A 17516-nucleotide genomic window follows, 5' to 3' on the forward strand; every position below is an offset into this window, starting at 1 on the left:
GGAGATCGGGGGCGCGGCGGGCGTGCCGTACGGCGTCGGCGGGCGGCCCGCGGCTCAGGGTGTGTCGGTGAGGAGGGCGGCGGCCTCTTCGTCGGAGAGGGAATCCAGCAGGGCGAGGGCCGCTTCGAGGTCGTCGGCGGGCCGGAGGTGGCGGGCGACGGCCGCGACCGATGCGTCCTGCATGAAGACGTGCAGCGGGACGCGGGTGCCGGTGGACTGCCGCAGCCGGTACAGGACGGTGGTGGCGGCCAGCGAGTGGCCGCCGAGGCGGAAGAAGTCGTCGAGCCGCCCGACCCCGGTGCTGCCCAGGACCTCCTCGTACACCGCCGCGACGGCCAACTCCTCGGCGCCCTGCGGGGGTTGTGCCGTTCCGGAGGGCGGGGCCGCCGGGAGCGCCATCCGGCGCAGCGCGCCCCGGTCGGTCTTGCCGTTGGCGGTGCGGGGCAGTTGTGCGTGCCAGAGGAACCGCTGCGGGATGAGGGCGGGGCGCAGCAGCCCGCCCAGATGGGCCGTCAGCTCCGCCGCGGCCGGCGGGGCGGCCGGGTCGGCGGCCAGCAGGTGGGCCACGAGCACCTCGTCGCCCGCCGGGACGACCACGGCGTCGCGGACGGCCGGGTGGCGGCGCAGGGCGTGCTCGATCTCCTCCGGCTCGATGCGGTGCCCGCGCACCTTGAGCTGGTCGTCGGCGCGGCCCAGGAAGACCGGGTCGCCGTCGGCCGGCCACCGCACCACATCGCCCGTGCGGTAGGCGCGTTCGGCCGGGCCGTCCCCGGTGTCGAGGGTCACGAAGCGCTCGGCGGTCAGCTCGGGCCGGTGGAGGTAGCCGAGCGCCAGGCCGTCGCCGCCGATGTACAACTCGCCCGGTACGCCCGGCGGGACGGGCATCAGGTTCCGGTCGAGGACGTGCAGCGTCGTGTTCGCGACGGGCCGCCCCATCGGGACGGGCCCGGTGCCGGGCCGAACCCGCCGACGGGTGGACCAGATGGTCGTCTCGGTGGGGCCGTAGAGGTTCCACACCTCGGCGCAGCAGCCGAGCAGCCGGTCGGCCAGGTCGCGGCTGAGCGCCTCCCCGCCGGACCAGGCGCGCAGCCGGGGGCGGCCGGGCCAGCCCGAGTCCAGCAGCATCCGCCAGGTCGAGGGTGTCGCCTGCACGACGGTGGCGTCGTGGTGCTCCAGCAGGGCGGCGAGGAGGTCGGGGTCGCGGGTCTCGGCGTCGGTGGCGACCACCAGGGTGGCGCCGGTGAGCAGCGGGAGCAGCAGTTCGAGCAGCGAGATGTCGAAGAACAGCGCGGTGACCGCGACGAGCACGTCGTCGGCGCCGATGCCGGGGTGTTCGCCCATGCTGGTCAGCAGGTTGACCAGCGCGGAGTGCGGTACCTCGACGCCCTTGGGTACGCCGGTCGAGCCGGAGGTGTACAGGACGTAGGCCGCCGTCGTCCGGGGGTCGCGGGGCTCCCGCGCGGGCGCCGGGCCGGGTGGCGGAACGTCGGCGGTGGCGTCCAGCGGCCGGATGCCCGGGGGCAGCAGACCGGCGGTTTCCGGATCGGTCCAGGCGGCCGTCAGCGCGCAGTCGGCGCTCATCTGCGCCATCCGCTCGGCGGGCAGGTCAGGTGCGAGCGGTACGAAGGCGGCGCCCGCGCGCAGCGAGGCGAGCACCGCGGCGACCATGTCGGCGGAGCGGTGCATCACGATGCCGACCCGGCCGCCCGCGCCGCCCCCGTCCCGCAGCAGCCCGGCGAGTGCGTCCACCCGGGCGTCCAGGCGGCGGTACGACCACTCCTGGTCGCCGCAGCGCAGCGCGGTGCGGTCCGGGGTGCGGGCCGCCTGCGCGGCGAACAGGTCGTCGGCGGTGGCGTCCTGCGGGTAGGGCCTGGCTGTGTCGTTGGCGGCGGCGATGGCCCGCCGGTCGGCGTCGGACAGGACCGGTACGCGCGGCGTCGCACGGTCCGGAGCGTCGGCGAGCCGCTGTGCGAGCTGCTGCCAGCGGTGGGCGAAGGCCGTCGCGGTGGCCGGGTCGAACAGGTCGGTGCGGTAGCGCAGTTCCAGCTCCAGCGCGCCGTCGGACGCGGGGGTGAGGTACACCTCCAGGTCGAACTGGGTGGTGCCGGCGTCGAACGGCACCTGGGCGGCGGTGATGTGGGGCAGTGCGAGCCGTCCCGGCAGGTCCTGGAGCGCCAGGAACGTCTGGAACAGCGCGTTGCGGCTGGGATCCCGCTGCGGGGCGAGCCGTTCCACCAGCTGTTCGTACGCGTAGTCGCAGTGGTCCCAGGCCGTGGCGCAGGTGCGTCCCGCGTCGGCGACCAGTTGCCGGAAGGTCGGCCGGCCGGTCAGGTCGACCGGCAGCACCAGGGTGCTCACGAAGCAGCCGGCCGTCTCGTGGAAGCGGGCGTCCGGCCGGTTGGCGTACGGCGTGCCGACGACCGCACGGTCGCTGCCGGTGTGCCGGCCGAGCAGCACACCGTGGACGGCGAGCAGCGCGGCGAACAGCGTGGTGCCCTCCGCTTCGGCCAACGCGCGCAGCTTCCGGGTCGTCGCGGCGGGCAGGGTGAGGCCGACGGTGGCGCCGCGGTAGCCGCGCTGCCGTGGGCGCGGGTGGTCGGCCGGCAGTTCGGCGGCGCCGTCGGCGGTGGCGTCGGCGAGTGTCTTCGCCCAGTGGTCGAGGGCGGCGGTCCGGCCGGGGGTGTCCTCGACGGCGCGTTCGTGGGCGACGAACTCGGCGTAGTCGGCGGCTGGTTCGCTCACCCGGCCCGCGTACGCATCGGACATCCCCTTCAGCAGCAGGCCGTACGTCCAGCCGTCGGCGATCAGATGGTGCACCGTCAGGCCCCAGAGCCAGTCGTCGTCGCCGAGCCGCACCAGCGCGGAGCGGAGCAGCGGCGGACGGGCCAGGTCGAAGGGGCGTACCAGCTCCGCGCGCAGCAGCTCCGTCCCCTCCTGTCCCGGGCCGGGGTCGAACACGGTGGTGGTGACGGATGCGGCGTCGGCCAGGAACTGCACGGGCTGACCGGCGAGTTCGTCGAAGCCGGCGCGCAGGCCCGGGTGGGCGGCGAGTACCGCGTTCAGCGCCGCGTCGAGGGCGGCCGGGTCCAGCGGCCCGCGGAGCCGGTGCACGTAGCTGAAGGTGTAACCGGTGCCGCTCGCGTCGAGTTCCTGGAGGAACCACAGCCGCCGCTGGATGCCGGACAGCGGCAGCACCCGCCGGTCGCGGAGCCGGGCGAGCAGCGCGTCGCGGTGCGCGGCGACGTCCTCGCGCAGTTCGGGCGTGAGGGTGCCGTCGGGGCCGCGCAGCCGCAGCCGGCCGTCGTCGGCGCGGAGGTCGCCGCCGCGGGCGACGAGGGCGGCGAGTATCCGGTCCGTCGGGTCGTTCACAGCAGAACCTCCGTGGGGGCGCCCTGGACGTGGTGCGCGCCGCCGGACCCGGCGCCGACGGCCTCTAGGGCGAGGGCGCTGAGCGAGGGGGCGGTGAGGATCCGGGAGACCTTCAGGTCGGTGTTCAGGTCCTCCAGGAGGGTGTTGCGCAGTTGCATCGCGACCAGTGAGCCGGCGCCGAGTGCCAGCAGCGGGACGTCGGCGGGCAGTTCGGCGGGATCCATGTCGAGCAGGGCGGCCAGGTGGCTGGTCAGGTGCTGCCTGACCAGGTCGGCGGCCTCGCCGGGGGAGGCGGCGGCGATGCGGTCGGCCAGCGGCGCCAGGGCCACCGGCTCGTCGGCGCGCCGGGGCGGGTCGGTGATCCAGTAGCGGCGGCGCTGCCAGGGGTAGGCGGGCAGCGCGGTCAGGCGTCCCGCCGGGAGCGGGGTGCGGTCCCAGTCGAGGGCGACGCCGCCGGTGTGCAGTCCCGCCAGGGCCAGTGCGAGGGTTTCGCGGTGCGGCCGGTCGCGGCGCAGCGTGCCCACCGCGGCCGAGTCACGCCCGCGGAGCAGGTCCTGGAGCGCCGGTACCAGCACCGGGTGCGGGCCCAGTTCCAGGAAGACGGCAGGACCGTCGGCGGCGATCCGGTCGACGGCGTCCGCGAACCGCACCGGCTCCCGCAGGTTCCGCGCCCAGTACCCGGCGTCCAGGGTCTCGCCGGGGTGGACGCGGCCGGTGACCGTCGACACGAAGGGCACCCGCTCCGCCCCTGGTGTCAGGGATTTCAGCGCACGCCGCAGGTCGGGAAGGAGCGGTTCGAACTGGCGGCTGTGCCCGGCGACACCGACCTGGAGGACGCGCGCCATGACGCCCTGGGCGTCGAACTTCCGGGCCGCCTCGGCGATTTCGTCGGCCACGCCGGTGAGCACCGTGGCGCGCGGCCCGTTGGCGGCGGCCAGTTCCACGCTCGGGGCGTACGGCGCCGCCGCGGCGATGGCCGCTTCCGGGCCGAGGTCCACCAGCAGCATGGCGCCCCGTCCCGTCAGGGGGCCAAGGGCCGCACTGCGGCGGCAGATCACGCGCACGGCGTCGGGCAGGGAGAGCGCACCGCAGGCGTAGGCCGCCGCGACCTCGCCCATGCTGTGGCCGACCACCGCCGCGGGCTCGACACCCCAGGACCGCCAGAGCGCGTCGAGGGCGACGCTCACCGTGAACACGGCCGGCTGGAGCTGTGCGATGGCCTCCGTGTCCAGCGGCTGTTCCCCGCGCAGCCAGGGCAGCAGGTCGATGCCGCCCTCGGCGTGGATCAGCTCGGCGCAGGTGTGGGCCGTGCGGCGGAACGCCGGTTCCTGCGCGTACAGGGCGCGGCCCATCGTGGCGTGCTGCCCGCCCTGGCCGGGGAAGACGAAGACCGTCCTGGTCGTGGCGGCGCGGGCCCGGCCGTGCACCAGGCCGGGCGGGCGCTCGCCCCGGGCGTACGCGGCCAGGGAGTCGGCCGCCTGCCGGGCATCGGATGTGACCAGCGCGAGCCGGTGCTCATGGTGGCCGCGGTGGGCGGCGAGGGTGTGGCAGATGCCGGGCAGTTCGCCGGGGGCGGCCTCGGCCAGGCGGTCGGCCGTCAGCTGTGCGGCCTGGGCGAGCGCCTGCTCGTCGCGGGCGGAGAGGGTGAGCAGATGGGGCGCGTCGGGCCGGGCGGGGGCGGGTCCGAGCGCGCGGGCCGTCGCGGCGAGCACGTTCCGGGCCGGTTCGCCCCGGCGCATCGACGGCAGCGCCTCGCCGCGCCCGTCCAGGATCCGTTCGGTGTCCAGCAGGGTGACCGGATGCGGGTTGAGGTCCAGGAAGCGGCGGTGGCCCTGTGCCGCCAGGCCCGCGACGGCGTCGCCGAAGCGCACGGGCTCGCGCAGGTTACGGCACCAGTAGTCGGCGTCCAGCTCCTCCCCGGCGACGGGTGCCCCGGTGACGGTGGACCACATCGGTACGACGGAGGGCCCCGGTGCGAGGCCGGCGAGGGCCTTGCGCAGGGGAGTGAGCAGCGGATCCATGTGCGCCGAGTGCGAGGCGTAGTCCACGTCGACCGGCCGTACCGTCACGTCATCCGCCGCGAGCATCGCCGACAGGCCGTCAACCGCCGTGCGCCCGCCGGATATCACCGTCCGGTCGGGCCCGCTGAGCACCGCGACCGCGAGGCCGGGGTCGCCGTGGCGGGCGAGGGCGGCCCGGGTCCGCCCGGCGTCCAGGCCCACCACCGCCATCGTGCCGTCGCCGGCCAACTCGTCGATGAGCCGGGCGCGGACGGCGACCAGGCGCGCCGCGTCGTCAAGCCCGAGCGCGCCGCTGACGTGGGCCGCCGCGATCTCGCCCATGCTCTGGCCGATCACCGCCGCCGGGCGCACGCCGCGGGCCGCCCAGAGCGCGGCGAGCGCGACCTGCACGGTGAAGACGGCGGCCTGGACGGAGCCGGTGTCGTCCAGCGGCTCCCGGCGCAGGGTGAGCAGGTCCTTGACGCTCCGCCCGCCGAGGTGCGGTGCCAGCGCCCGGTCGCAGGCGCGCACCGCCCGTGCGAACGCCGGGTCGGTCATCAGCTCGACGGCCATCCGCGGCCACTGCGACCCCTGCCCGCCGAACACGAACACCGGCCCTGCGGGCGCCGTTTCGGGGGTTGCGGGGACGTCCGTGCCCGCCGCGCCCTCCGCCGCCTCGGGAACAGCCGACCGGTCCGCGTCCACCCCCTCCTCCTTCGCCGCGTCCTCCCTCGGCGCTCCGGACAGCAGTACGTGGCAGTTGGTCCCGCCGAAGCCGAAGCCGCTCACCCCCGCCCATGCCTCCTCGTCCGGGGCGCCGGGCCAGGGCCGCGCCTCCGTGGGCACGTCAAGGCGCAGGTCGTCGAAGGGGATGTGCGGGTTGGGGCTCTCGAAGTGCAGATTGCGCGGGACCGTACGGTGGTGCAGCACCAGCGCCGTCTTGACGAACCCGGCCACTCCGGCCGCCGCCTCCAGGTGGCCGATGTTGCTCTTCACCGCCCCGAGCAGCAGCGGCGCATCCGCCCGCCGCCCTTCGCCGTAGACGGCACCCAGCGCCCCGGCCTCGATCGGGTCGCCGAGCATGGTGCCGGTGCCGTGCGTCTCCACGTACCGCACGGCGGCCGGTACGACCCCGGCGTCCGCGCAGGCCCGGCGGAGCACCGCCTCCTGCGCCTGCGGGCTGGGGGCGGTCAGGCCGTTGCTGAAGCCGTCGTTGTTGACGGCGCTGCCGCGGAGGGTGCAGTAGATCCGGTCGCCGTCCGCGCGGGCCCGGGAGAGCGGCTTGAGCACCACCAGGCCGCCGCCCTCACCGCGGACGTAGCCGTTGGCGCGGGCGTCGAACGCCTTGCACCGGCCGTCCGGCGCCATCGCGCCGAAGTGCGACATCGCCACGGTGCCCGCCGGGTCGCACAGCAGGTTGACGCCGCCCGCGAGGGCGAGGTCGCACTCCCCGGCGAGCAGGCTGCGCCGCGCCTGATGCAGCGCGACCAGCGACGACGAGCACGCCGTGTTCACGGTCAGGCTGGGGCCGGTGAGACCGAGCGTGTAGGAGACGCGGGCGGAGATGATGCTGGTGTCGCCGCCGGTGGCCGAGTGCGCGGTCAGCCGCGTCGGGTCGGCGGCGGTCAGCGCGCCGTACTCGCTCCACATCGCGCCGACGAACACTCCGGCCGCCCGGCCCCGCAGGCTCCCGGGGACGGTGCCCGCGTCCTCCAGCGCCTCCCACGCCAGCTCCATCACCAGCCGCTGCTGAGGGTCCATCTGGACGGCCTCGGCCGGGGAGATCCCGAAGAACAGCGGGTCGAAGTCGGCGATCCCCTCCAGGAATCCGCCCCACCGGGTGGCCATCCGGCCGGGCTCGCCCGGCTCGTACCAGTCGTCGGCGGCCCAGCGCTCCCGGGGCGTCTCGACGACCGCGTCCCGTCCGGCGGTCAGCAGGTCCCAGTACGCGGCGACGCCCGGCGCCCCGGGGAACCGCGCGGCTATCCCCACCACGGCGATCGGCTCGTCCGCCGCCGGTCCGCGCTCCGCGGCGGCCCGCGCACCGCCCCCGGCCAACTCACCCCGCTCACCGGCCAGATGCCGGGCCAGCGCGGCGGGTGTCGGGCAGCTCCACGCGAGGGTGGGGGCCAGCGGGCGCCCGAGATGCCGCGACGCCTCCGCGACGAGGCGGGTGAGCGCCATCGAGTCCAGGCCGTAGGAGGAGAACCGCCCGTCCGCACGGACCTCGCCGCGCGCCCGCCCGCTCGCTTCGGCCACCCACTCCACAAGCCAGCTCTCAAGGCCCCCTACGTCACCCGCCGTTGGTTCACCGGAGGCCGTACCTGTGCCGTGCCACCCGCGGTGTGGGTCGAGCCGCTGAGACATGCCTGAACTCCCTCATGCACCACCGCTCACACAGAGGTGAGCCGTGTTTCACCGGTTGGATGAGAAGAAGAAGGGTGACGCCGACGACGGCGGCGGCGTCCGGGCGCTGGATTCCCACGCGCTCCCGCAGGGGTCCGTGTACGTGTGCCATACACCTTGCGGCCGTGATCACACCGTATGCGACGCCGACCACAGGCTGTCAACAGATGGTTACGCACGCCACATCTCGCCCCGGGTATGGTGCGCTCCGGCGGAATCTGATAGGGGTGTGACCAGCGGTTTTATCCATATGGCGAGCGCCGGTCCACGCGGTGCGCCAACGACACCGAGCCGTTTCCCGGAGTTCATTTCGCCCGCATTTCGCCTGCATTTCACAGGGCTCGGGAGGCGGGTGGACCACGGCTGACGCGGCTCGCCGCGCCGGACGCCGACTTCGCCGTCCGCCCGACAGACCCCTGTTCCCGTACACGGCCGTCACCGGCATAGGCCACGGCCACGCACACGGCCGGGGCTCGTGCCCGCGGAGGTGCGGAGCGCGGGGCCCGGCCGTGTGCGTGGCAGGGCGGAGCCGGTGTCAGATGCCGGAGTCGTCCTCGGTGAGGGCGGTGTGGCCGAAGCCGGATACTCGGCGTGCGGCGATGAGGTGGAAGCCCAGTTCTCTGGCCTGGGGGAGGTAGTCGACGAGTGGGGCGAGCGGGGAGTTGCGGCCGTTGCCGACCAGGTCGTAGTCGTCGACCACGACGTACAGTTCGGGCCCCTCACGCCAGATGTAGCCGACCGACTCGGGAGCTGAACTACCGAGCCTCCAAGACGCCCTCGCCTGCGAGACGGGCCCGAGCGAAGTCCATCAACTTTGGCTGACAGCGACGCTTTGAAGAGCGGTGGTCTCGCCGTTCATGCCGAAGGCACCGGATCCAATCGCGCATGCCGAAGGCGGGACGATCGGGACCTTTGCAGCAAGCCGGTTTCAATGAAGGCTGCCTGCTCCGAATACGAGCCCACCAAGGACGCCGAAAAGCATCGCCGGGCCAAATGGCAGATGGGTCGTCCTCGTCGCACGGCCAAGCAGCAAGAGCATGCTGCCGTACAGGGCGCCCAGAAGAAACGCGAGGAATGTGCCGACGATCAAGATGCCCCACCCGTACCACCCCAGGACCGCCCCGACGGCGAGCGCGAGCTTGGCGTCGCCCAAGCCGAGCCCTGATGGATGGATGACGAAGAGCACCAAGTACACCGTCGCCAGGGCCATTGCCCCCAGAGCTGCGGTTGTCCACGAACCACGGTGCCCGGGGAGCGCGGCGGCCACCCCGAGCAGGACAAGTGCCGCGGCCGCGAGGGGGAGGGTCAGGACATCCGGCAGACGGTGTACCGTCCCGTCGACCCAGGCCAGCACGACGCAACCGGGAACCATCAGCAGCCACACCGCGAGCTCGGGCCGAGGGCCGACTGCTGCCGCCACGATCGCGCAAACCGCAGCGCTGACCAACCCCGCTCGTACTCTGGTCACCCCGAACCGCCCGCACGAAGCAACGCACCGCGCGGCGCCGAGCCACCCCCCAGCCGCGCCCCGCGTCAACGGGTGTCCGTCCGGGCAATCCTGGCGCCATTCCTCGCTCGGCCCCACTGCCATGCGGTAGACGACCCGCGGCACGAACAGCCCGCATCCCGCGCCGAATACGGCGGCAACGCCTATCAGTACCGGATCCATGCGTCATATTCCTCTGGCGGCGGCCCCGCCGCCGAGCAGTTCCTGGATGACGTCCTCGGTCTCCGGCTCCATCGTCACGTCCAGGCGGCGGTTGATGGTCTGCAGTGTCTCGATCGCGAGGTACACCCCAGGCCGGTTGCCGGCCGCATGCTCCACCCGCATCCAGTCCTGGTAGAGGAGTTCTGCGGTGTCGTCGGCGTCCAGGCCGGTGGCGACAGCCCGGCGGGCAGCATCCAGGTCCTGGCGCGGGCCGGTGCGCCGCCACGTCGCGATGGTGTGAGCGACATCGACGATGCGCGAGATCATCTCCTGCACCAGCGGCGCCGCCCACGCGTGATCACCGCCGCCGAACGGCCTTCCCCGCACCAGCGCCAGCGCCGATTCCAGAACGTCGATGCCCTCGTCCGGCCCGAGGGAGAGCCCGCGCCTGGCCAACTGCTGGAACCGCAACCAGTCGCAGCGCACGGCGTCCGAGAGGCGGTACCCGCTGCGCCGGTCGCGCGGCAGGTACAGATCCCCCTCGGCATCGGCCCCCAGACGGGTGCGCAATTCCGACATCCGGGCCTGCAAAGTAGGCTTGGACCACGGCGAGTTGGGGTCCATCGCCTCGCGCAGCGCCTCGGCACCCCGGCCCGGTTTGAAGTAGACGAGCGCGGCGAGAGCCGCGAGCTTGGGACCGTGGCCGGAGGACTGCACGCCGGTGACCGTGACCGGCCCCAGGACCTGCACCTCCGGCGCATCGGGATCGCCGGGCTCCTCCACCTTCATCGCCGCCTCGTCCTCCTCGTCCTTGACCAGCGCCACGGCAGGCGGGCTGGGCTCCTCCGCCTCCGGCTTCTCCGCCTCCGCCTCCGCCTCCGGGTCCTCACCGGCGTTCTCCGAGGGAGACAGAAGCCGGAACGGGACCGTCCCGCCCGATGCCGTGGCGGGCGGCGAGCTACCGGCGACCAGTTCGCTCACCGGCTCCTCCTGCGGTTCACTTCCGGGAGCGGGCACGGCGCGCCAGGGCCCCTCCGCCGGGCGGGCCGGCTCGTCCGCGATCCTCAGGTCCGCGACGAACTGCTCGTAGTCCCGGTCCTGGACGTGCTGAAGGATGACCGGCGCCCCCAGCGCCGCGCAGGGCTGAGCGGCACGCTCGTCGGCGTGCAGGATCTCCGCCTCGGGGAAGGACGCGGCAACGCGGGCGGCTGGCAGGACCAGCGCGATGGGCATCCCGCGGGCGGCGGCGACAGCCTCTGCCAGGTCCCACGCCTCCTCCTCACTGGCCTCCGCGGCGCAGATCAGCACCCAGGGCAGCGGCGCCTCACGCTCGTCAGCGGGAGCCTGGTGGTGCTCCAGCAGGAGTTCGCCCAGATCCCTTATCGCGGCCCGCAGATGAGGCACCGCTCGCAGGCGGCCCTGGGGGAGGAGGCCCGCCAGTTCATCGCCCAGCCCCACGGAGAGGATTTCCGTGCGGTCACTCCACGAGCAGGTCGCGGCCTCCATCGCGATGGCGCGGGCCACGGCGCGCTGGCCATCGGGCTCGCCATCGAGGAGCACGGTGCCCGTGTGCGGGAGGTTGAGCAGCAGCAGGTTGCCGTCCGGGTCACTGCCGAGGGTGACCAGACCGGGCCACGGGGCGGGGACGCGCCGCGCCTGGTCCTCCTCCAGCAGTTCCGCGTCTTCCCGCAACGACCAGGTGCCGGCCTGCGATCCGGCGGTGAACGGCCACAACGGGGTGGCCCCGGGGGCGTCGACGAGCAGTTCCACCGTGCGGCCGGTGACGCGGGCCCCGCACAGTTCGGGCAGTTCCACGTCCTGGCGGGCCAGGACGTGATGGTGCAGTGAGCGCAGCGCGGTGTCGAGGAGCTGAACGCTGGCGGGCTCCGCCGCCCCGGTCAGCTCCTGTTCCAGCATGCTGGCGTCCTCGGGCATGGCGATGGTCTCGCCCGCCCGCCTCCGGCGTTGCTGGAGGACCCGCTTGATGCCCAGCCCGCCGGCAAGACTGGCGGCCAGCAGCGCGCCCACGCCCGCGAGCTTCCACACATCAACCTCCGAGCCGGAGGCGTCGGCCGCGCGCGCGGCCGACGCGGGCTCGGCAGGGGAGCTCTTGCCGGCTGACGGCTTCGGCGACACCGGGGACGGGACGGCGGACGGTGGCACCGTAGCCTCGCCGCCGTCGTGGTGCCGCTCCTGGCCCGTACTGTGTGGCGTTGCCGGAGCCTTGCTCGCACTCGGGGCAGGGGTCGGCGCCGCGCTCGGACGGGACGGTTCCGTCTCCGGCGCCGCGGGCGTCCCACGCCCGGTAGCGGTGCCGTCGTCCCGGGCCGGACCGGGGCCGGACGGGCTTCCGGTGTGCGGGCGCTGCTCCGGCCCGTCGTGGCCGTGCTGTGCGGGGATGTCCAGGTGCTGGCCCGGGTAGATCAGATCGGGGTCCGTCAGGCGGTGTCCTCCGGGCGCGGCGTGGCCGCGGTTGGCGTCGAAGATCTCCGGATACCGGCGCTGGTCGCCCAGCTCGTCCTCGGCGATCCCCGAAAGGGTCTGGCCCGGAGCAACCGTGATGGTGTGCGTAGCCGGGCCGTCCGCCTGCGGCGCCGCGTCCGCGCCGGTGTGCCGGGCCGGCAGGTGCAGGGTCCAGCCGGGACGCAGGAAGGCATCGGCGTGGAAGACGGTGCCGTCCGCCATCACCCGGCCCTTGTTGGCCTTGGCGATCGACGTCCACAACTCGCCGCTGCCGAGCTCGCTCTCGGCGATGCTCCACAAGCTCTCCGCCGGCCGGACATCCCTCACCGTGTAGGCGCGCTGACCGGACGGATCCCCGGCCTGCCGGCCGGCCTCGGCGCCAGTACGTTCCTGCTCCCCGGCCTGCTGCCGCGCTGCCTGACCGCCGGCGTCGGGGGATGCCGCGGTCTGGCCGGGGCCGGCCTGGGCGGTGGCGGCCACGGCCGGAGCGGGGGAGGCCATCGCGGTACCGGTGGGCAGCAGAACCAGGATTCCGCCCACGAGCGTGGCGGCAGCCCGCTGCCCGAGCCGGAATCCCGGCAGCCGGGCCGCGGCGCGGCCACGCAGCTGCGCGGGGATCTCCACCGCGACGGACAGCACGAAGCCGAACCATCCCGACCAGCCGATCGCGGCCAGCAGCAGGAGGATGACCCCGGTGGTGTCCTGCCGGGAGAACAGGTGCGTGAGGTCGTCGAGACCGGCCGGCAACGCCGCCACCGTGGCGTGCCACAGCAGCAGCGGCAGCCCAACGGCCAAAAGGAGCACGGCCAGGAGAGAGAAGAGGGCACGCAGCACCACGACGGGGCGAGGAACGCGGCGTCGGGGCGTGGGCGGGTGCGTAGGCAGCATCAAGGGAGGTCTCTTTCGGGGACGGTCACGCCGTGCAGCAGGGCAGCCCGGCCATGGCCGTCGGCGGGCATGCTGGTGACACCGACCAGGGACAGGAACTTCGTGGAGTAGGTGTCGTGGACGGACACGCTCAGGTCGGTGCCGCCATGGACGGTGACGGTGCCCTCGACGCCGGACCGTGACAGGTAAGTGCGGGCCGCCGCTGCCGCGGCACGGGGATCGGCCGTGACGGCGGCCCCCGTCACGGCCTGGCCGGCATCGATGCCCTGGGCGCCGGCGCGGGCTGCTTCCAGGGCGAGGGCGTCTGCACGCTCGACGGCCCGCAGACGGCCGAGGCCGTCGACCACGAGCAGACCACCGAGCGCGATCAGCGGAATCGTGATGATCGCGACGAACACAGCGATGCCGCCCCGGTCCTCACGCCACGGCAGGCTCCGCAGATAGCCGAGCATCCTCAACTCCTCTCGCGGAACCGGTCGACCACAGAAGTGAAGGTGGAACGGACCGTGTACGTACCGGGGCCGCCTGCACCGGGCAGCAGCAGATCGCCCAGCGGCACGGTGCAGGTGACCGTCACCGTGACCGACGCGGCCTGCCCCAGCGGCACCGAAAGGCCGCCGGTGTCCGCGTCCACAGAGGAGCGAACGCACGCCTGGCCCTGGGCGCTCAAGGACTCGTGGGCAGCGGCGCGGGCGGCGCCCGGAGCAGTTGCGGCGCTACGGCTGATGGACGCGGCGCGCGCCGCATCCTGCGCAGCCGCATCTGCCCGCTGACCGGCCACAGCCAGCCGGGAAGCCGCCACGAACAGGCACAACAGGACGACGAGGAGCGGGGTGATGATGGCCGCTTCGATGGCGGAGCTCCCGCGGTCGCGGGACTCACGCCACGCGTCCAGGCGCGACACGATCACCATCACCTTCCTGGGGTGGTCCAGCGCTCGACAGTGCCGGACGCCCGCTCGTCAACGGGGAAGTTGGGGATCCCGGGCAACAGGGACGTCGCCCGGCCCGTGACACGGATACGGACGCGCTCGGCGTTGCTGCCGCCGCTGGAGACCCGGTAGCCGTGCAGATTCCCGCCCGACAACCGCCCCAGCGCCTCCTGCGAACGCGCCGCACCCTGCGCCGGAGTGGCCTTGTACGCGCGGGCAGCCGCGACACCTTCGCGTGCCGCCACCTGCGCCACAGCCCGCGCGTTGCCCCACATGATGACCTGGACGACGCTGATCACGAACAGGATGAAGACCGGGAAGATGATCGCCATCTGGATCGACGCATCTCCCCGCTCCGACCAGCGCAGACGGTCAGGTACGGGCGTCACTTTCCGCTCAGCAGCTTCCCGTTGTACTTGCTGTAGACGACGGCCAGGGTGCCGGCGATGAGCGCCGCTCCCGCGATCGTGGCCAGCACGATGATGACCGTGGGGATCGGCCCGTCCCCCCGGTCGGCCGGCTGGGAACGGATCTCCTGCACACGGTTTCGCAGCGATGCGGTGAGCACGGCCAGCGTGGCACCAGCTTTCAGGTGAAGGTCCCTCATGACTTCCTTCTCTCTTACGTGGACGTGGTCAGATCGCCAGGATGTTCAAGGCGGCGGGGAAGGCGATGGCGAACATCACGATGGCGGCGAGCAGGGCGCCGGGAGCCGTCATCTTTTCGCTGTCGGCGTTGGCCTGCGCGGACTGCTCGGCCAGCAGTTGGACGGAGGCGGCCCGGGAACGGGCCCGCAACGGCTCGTAGACGGCGGCCCCGTCGTTGGAGGACCGGCGCATGACGTCGGCGAAGTCAGCGAGATACGGGAGCGCCAGCTCCTGGCCCAGATCTTCCAGAGCATCCCACGGCGGGATCTTCTCCAGCCGGGCGCGCAACAGGGCCTCGCGCAGACGCACCAGCGACCACCCCGCTCCGACACCGGCCGCATCGTGCAGGGCCTGTGTTGGCCCGGCGTTGGACGCCAGGCGCAGCGCGACCAGGTCCGTGTACGCGGCCATGGCGTAGGCGAACTCGTTCCGGGCCATGGCGGCCTGCTGACGAAGGGAGTAGTCGGGCACGAACCACAGGCCCGCACCGACCACGACACCGGCGACCGCGGGGACGAACACCGGGGTGGACAACCCCATCAGTGACCACGCCAGGGCGATGAAGGCGGGAAAGAGCAGCCCCACCACGGCGAGCAGCGCCTTGCTGTAGACGAAGCGCTCCACGCTCATCCCGACCAGCTGCAGATCCCTCCGGGGCAGCCGGCCGGGCAGCCGGTCGGCCAGCCAACGCCCCCACACCTCATCCCACGACGGGGTGTGAGGCGTGAACTCCTGCCCGATGCGGGGCGGCGGCGGATTGAGCCGGCGCAGCGCACTGTCGAGCCGCGGAGCGGAGGGCGAGAACTGCCGGGCCAGCAGCGCCAGGCCACCGCCCATCACCGCGCCGGACAGGACCATGACGGTCAGGGAATTCATGCTGCCTCCCGGGCAGGCGGCGTCTGGGCGACGCGGCTGCGTGGGTCCGCGATCAGGAACCGGGGAACGGGACGGTGACTGGCGAGCTTGCGCATCCACACCAGCACCGCGCAGAACGCTCCGATGACCAGCGCCAGGACCAACTGCCCGGCCACGGCGCCGTAGGGGTGCGTGTAGGAGGGCACCAGGAAGCCGCCCAGGCACACAGCGAGGCTGATGAAGGTCATCCACCGCACCGTGGTCCGCGGCTTGGCCCGGTCCGACTCGATCTGCCGGCGCTTGGCGATCTCCTCGCGCACCGAGTTCGCCAGGTCCTCCAGGGCGCGGGCAAGCCCCGGCCCGGTGTCGGTCGCGCTGAGAATGAGCGCGGCGCACACCTTGTCCGCGGTGATGTCGTCGAGCGCCGAGGCGAAGTGCTCCAGCGCCTCACGCGGGTGTTCCCCCAGGCGCAGCCGGTCCGCCAGCTCGGTGATCTCCGAGTGCAGGGCCTCCGGCGCGTTCTTCCGCGAGGCGATCATGGCCTGCTCCAGCCCGAAACCGAGCCACAGGCCGTCAGCCAGCCGCTGCGTCCACTCGCCCAGCGCCTCCAACTGCGCGATCCGGGCATCGGCAGACGCCGTCGGAGCCAACAGCCACGGAACACCGATCATCGCACCGGCGGCGATCAGCCCGCCGGCAAACACCCCCGTCACCAGCCACGCCCCCAGACCCAGTACGACCGCGGCAGCCACCAGAGCACGCCGACGCGCTGCCCGCACCCCCTGGCCCCGCCCACCGCTCCAGGCAGCCCGCGCACGTTGCCAACGGCTGCTGCGCTGTGGCCCGCTGGTCCCGACGAGCCCCCGAACCGCGGTGACCGCGCCGGCCGCGAGCAGGACGCCACTGCCCGCCCACATCAGCACCGCACTCATCGCACCATCTCCGGAGTCCAGCCACTCGTGTGAAGGAGGTGAGCGGGGAACCCGGCACGCTCCAGCCGCTGCAGAGTCTGCGGCGACGGGGGAGTGCGGGGCACCGCCCGCAGCTCCCCGCCCGGATCAGGACCGAAGAGCTCGTTGTACGCGGGCCGCCCATCCGGACCCAGGCCGGTGATCTCCCAGACGTGAGAGATCCACCGCTGCCGCCTCCCGCCCAGGTGCGTACGGTCGTCCATCGACACGTACACCAGCAGATGCAGGCCGTTGGCGATCTGCCGGTACGCGAGCTGTTCGGAGAAGTTGCCGCGGGCCTGCAGATACAACTCGGCGATCCGGTCGAAGACCACGCTGGGGGAGATCGCGTGGAGGGTCGCCAGGTTCCCGCCCCGGCCACTGGTCAGCGCCTGCATCAGCGCGGTGATCTCCGGACCGCGGACCTCGCCGACCACCACCCGCGTCAACGTCATGCGCAGCGCGCGGTTCAGAAGATCCAGCAGCGTGATCTCCCCGGCGCTCTTGCCGTCGACCCGCTCGCCGTTGGATTCCCTCGCCTCCATCGGCACGACCTGCCGGTGGAAGCCGTTCTTGTGGGCCCACAGCTCGAACTCGGTCTCGATGGTGCCGAACCGCTCATCGGGGTGGATCTCCCGCAGCAGCGCCCGCAGCAGGAACGTTTTACCTGCCGCCTGCTCCCCGGCGACCATGATGTTGCGCTCGGCCTTGACCGCAGCGGCCAGGAACTGCCGGAGCCGCTCGTCGAGCGTCCCGAGCTTGACCAGTCCCGGCAGGTCGGTGCCCCGCAGACGGTGACGGCGGATCGTCACGTACGTCTTGTCGTCGGTCACACCCGTCATGGCCTGCAGCCGTGACCCGTCCGCGAGCCGCAGCGCGAGGAACGGGTCGGCCGTCGACAACGTCCGCTCACTCTGCCCGCTGTTGCGGGCCAAGTCCCGCAGGAGTTCCTTCAGTTCCTCCTCGGAGTCAGCGACGGGCTCGGCGAGCACCCGCTTGGAGTCGCCGAAGTCCAGCCACACCTGGTCATGGCCGTTGATCAGGATGTTCTCGACCCGGCTGTCGTCCAGGTAACGCTGCAGCCGCCCCGCGCGGAACTGCAGCGCGAAGACCAACTCGGCCAACGCCGCTTCCTCGGCCGGCGAGACGGCGACGCCGTGTTCCATCGCCTTGGCGTCCGCCCACAGCGCGACACCCTCATTGATCAGAGCACGGCCCCGCTGTTCCCGGACTGCGCCCACCAGGTCGGGGTTCGACCGCATCTCGTGCCGCAGCCGCTCGGACACCTGCCGCTTGAGGTCATTGGCCGCCGAGTAGTCCACGACGACGTCCGGAACTCCGCCCATCGAGGCGGGGGAA

General features: G+C 73.2%; 12 protein-coding genes. All 12 read right to left on the reverse strand.

Going from position 1 to position 17516, the window contains the following annotated elements; translation table 11 throughout:
- Window positions 1-54: 54 nt before the first annotated feature.
- Window positions 55-3369, reverse strand: a complete 3315-nt coding sequence (locus tag ACIBK8_RS28460; RefSeq protein WP_399044733.1) for an amino acid adenylation domain-containing protein — start codon at window positions 3367-3369, stop codon at window positions 55-57.
- Window positions 3366-7736 carry a type I polyketide synthase gene (locus tag ACIBK8_RS28465; protein ID WP_399044735.1) on the reverse strand — a complete coding sequence of 1457 codons (4371 nt, stop codon included), beginning with the start codon at window positions 7734-7736 and terminating at the stop codon, window positions 3366-3368. The genes ACIBK8_RS28460 and ACIBK8_RS28465 overlap by 4 nt, the downstream gene beginning before the upstream one ends.
- 574 nt (window positions 7737-8310) lie before the next feature.
- Window positions 8311-8475, reverse strand: a complete 165-nt coding sequence (locus ACIBK8_RS28470; protein ID WP_399044736.1) for a hypothetical protein — start codon at window positions 8473-8475, stop codon at window positions 8311-8313.
- A gap of 228 nt (window positions 8476-8703) precedes the next feature.
- A complete protein-coding gene (locus ACIBK8_RS28475) occupies window positions 8704-9444 on the reverse strand; it encodes a prepilin peptidase (protein WP_399044738.1) in 741 nt (246 codons plus the stop codon).
- A gap of 3 nt (window positions 9445-9447) precedes the next feature.
- Window positions 9448-12774 carry a hypothetical protein gene (locus tag ACIBK8_RS28480; protein ID WP_399044740.1) on the reverse strand — a complete coding sequence of 1109 codons (3327 nt, stop codon included), beginning with the start codon at window positions 12772-12774 and terminating at the stop codon, window positions 9448-9450.
- Window positions 12774-13226, reverse strand: a complete 453-nt coding sequence (locus tag ACIBK8_RS28485; protein ID WP_399044742.1) for a TadE/TadG family type IV pilus assembly protein — start codon at window positions 13224-13226, stop codon at window positions 12774-12776. The genes ACIBK8_RS28480 and ACIBK8_RS28485 overlap by 1 nt, the downstream gene beginning before the upstream one ends.
- Window positions 13227-13228: 2 nt before the next feature.
- Window positions 13229-13687, reverse strand: coding sequence for a TadE/TadG family type IV pilus assembly protein (locus ACIBK8_RS28490; RefSeq protein ID WP_399044743.1), 459 nt, complete (start codon window positions 13685-13687; stop codon window positions 13229-13231).
- Entirely contained in the window at window positions 13687-14094 is a 408-nt protein-coding gene (locus ACIBK8_RS28495; RefSeq protein ID WP_399044745.1) for a TadE/TadG family type IV pilus assembly protein, read from the reverse strand. Before ACIBK8_RS28495 ends, ACIBK8_RS28490 begins: the two co-directional genes overlap by 1 nt.
- Window positions 14091-14312 (reverse strand): hypothetical protein, encoded by a 222-nt coding sequence (locus ACIBK8_RS28500; RefSeq protein ID WP_399044747.1) that lies wholly within the window; start codon window positions 14310-14312, stop codon window positions 14091-14093. The genes ACIBK8_RS28495 and ACIBK8_RS28500 overlap by 4 nt, the downstream gene beginning before the upstream one ends.
- 28 nt (window positions 14313-14340) lie before the next feature.
- Window positions 14341-15228, reverse strand: coding sequence for a hypothetical protein (locus ACIBK8_RS28505; RefSeq protein WP_399044748.1), 888 nt, complete (start codon window positions 15226-15228; stop codon window positions 14341-14343).
- The gene (locus ACIBK8_RS28510; protein ID WP_399044750.1) at window positions 15225-16139 is read right to left on the reverse strand and encodes a type II secretion system F family protein; all 915 of its coding nucleotides are present in this window, start codon (window positions 16137-16139) and stop codon (window positions 15225-15227) included. Before ACIBK8_RS28510 ends, ACIBK8_RS28505 begins: the two co-directional genes overlap by 4 nt.
- On the reverse strand, window positions 16136-17503 hold the full coding sequence (locus tag ACIBK8_RS28515) for a CpaF family protein (protein WP_399044751.1): 1368 nt from the start codon (window positions 17501-17503) through the stop codon (window positions 16136-16138). The genes ACIBK8_RS28510 and ACIBK8_RS28515 overlap by 4 nt, the downstream gene beginning before the upstream one ends.
- Between the last annotated feature and the right edge of the window lie 13 nt (window positions 17504-17516).

Source organism: Streptomyces sp. NPDC050161 (assembly GCF_044460025.1).
Lineage (GTDB): Bacteria > Actinomycetota > Actinomycetes > Streptomycetales > Streptomycetaceae > Streptomyces.